Below are 1,380 nucleotides of genomic sequence, written 5' to 3'. Positions count from 1 at the left end.
GATCGCCTGCGCCAGATGCGGCGCATAGGTGGGCGAACCCTGCTGGTCATTCACCACGCGCAGGCGGTCGCGATCACCGGCCAGCCGCAGCATGGTGCGCACGAAGTTATTGCCAAAGGGGCTATGCACCCAGGCGGTGCGCAAGATCGCCGCGCGTGAAGACGCGGCCAGCACGGCCTGCTCGCCTTCGAGTTTCGAACGGCCATACACACCCTGCGGATTGCAGTCGTCGCCTTCGACATAGGGCGTTGTCTTCTGGCCGTCGAACACATAGTCGGTGGATATGTGGATCAGCGGCAGGCCCAGCTGCGCGCAACTGGTGGCCAGGGCCTGCGCGCCATCGCGATTGATCGCAAAGGCCAGGTCGGATTCGGATTCGGCGCGATCGACCGCGGTATAGGCGGCCGCGTTGACAACAATATCGGCCGGAGCCTTCCACAAGGCGGCGGCTATGGTCGGGGGGTCGGTCAGATCAAGCTCCGGCCGCCCGAGGCAGGTAACCCGCAGGCTGTCGCCAGCCAGTTCGGCCAGCGATCGGGCCAGCTGCCCCTGCAGACCGATGACGGCGATCTGCAGCATGCCGGCCTAGCTGCCGTCGCGCGGCGCCGCCCGGCCGTTATCGGAAACAACCAGCGGCGGCAGCGGATAATAGGGCGGCAGCACCTTCGCTTCGTTCAACAGCGGCGCGGCCTGGTCCTTCGGAGCCAGAATCGGATCGCGCACCTGCCAGTCAATACCGATGGCCGGATCATCCCAGCGGATCGCATGCTCGCAGCGCGGATCATAGGGCGCGGTGCATTGATAGAGGAAATCGGCGCTGTCGCTCAGCACGGCGAAGCCATGGGCGAAGCCGGGCGGAATCCAGAGCTGGCGATGATTGTCGCCGGAGAGGATCGTGCCGGTCCATTTGCCGAAAGTGGGCGACCCCTGTCGAATATCCACCGCCACATCGAACACCTCGCCGGCCAGCGCCGTAACCAGCTTGCCCTGGCCGTGCGGCTCCTGGTAATGCAGGCCACGCACCACGTTCCTACGCGAACGCGAAAAGTTGGTCTGCACCGAGGGCACGCCGAGGCCGTAATTGAGATAACGCGGCGCGTTCCACAATTCCTTGATGAAACCGCGATCATCGGAAAACGACTTCATCTCGATGATGAAAACGTCGCTCAGGTCGGTGGCGAAGATGCGCATATCCCGGATCCTCGCCTAGCGCCGGTCTTCGTTCAGGATGCGGCGCAGATACTGGCCATAGGCATTCTTGCCATAGGCATTCGCTATGGCCTCAACCCGGGCGGCATCGATATAGCCCTGGCGCCAGGCGATTTCCTCAGGCGCGGCGATCTTCAGGCCCTGGCGCTTCTCCACCGTGGCGATGAAGTT

General features: G+C 63.8%; 2 protein-coding genes. Both read right to left on the bottom strand.

The features are described 5' to 3' along the window. A partial coding sequence (rfbD, locus tag Q1J79_RS10730; RefSeq protein ID WP_300300041.1) for a dTDP-4-dehydrorhamnose reductase occupies nt 1-579 on the bottom strand: 579 nt, incomplete at its 3' end. A gap of 6 nt (nt 580-585) precedes the next feature. Continuing rightward, nucleotides 586-1,191 carry a dTDP-4-dehydrorhamnose 3,5-epimerase gene (gene rfbC / locus Q1J79_RS10725; RefSeq protein ID WP_300300039.1) on the bottom strand — a complete coding sequence of 202 codons (606 nt, stop codon included), beginning with the start codon at nt 1,189-1,191 and terminating at the stop codon, nt 586-588. Between the last annotated feature and the right edge of the window lie 189 nt (nt 1,192-1,380).

The sequence above is a fragment of the Ferrovibrio sp. genome (assembly GCF_029255545.1).
Lineage (GTDB): Bacteria > Pseudomonadota > Alphaproteobacteria > Ferrovibrionales > Ferrovibrionaceae > Ferrovibrio.
This window is presented reverse-complemented; position numbering and strand designations above follow the sequence as displayed.

Coding starts and splice junctions, on each gene's coding strand:
- rfbC (WP_300300039.1), bottom strand. CDS start 1,191: ATGCGCATCTTCGCCACCGACCTGAGCGACGTTTTCATCATCGAGATG.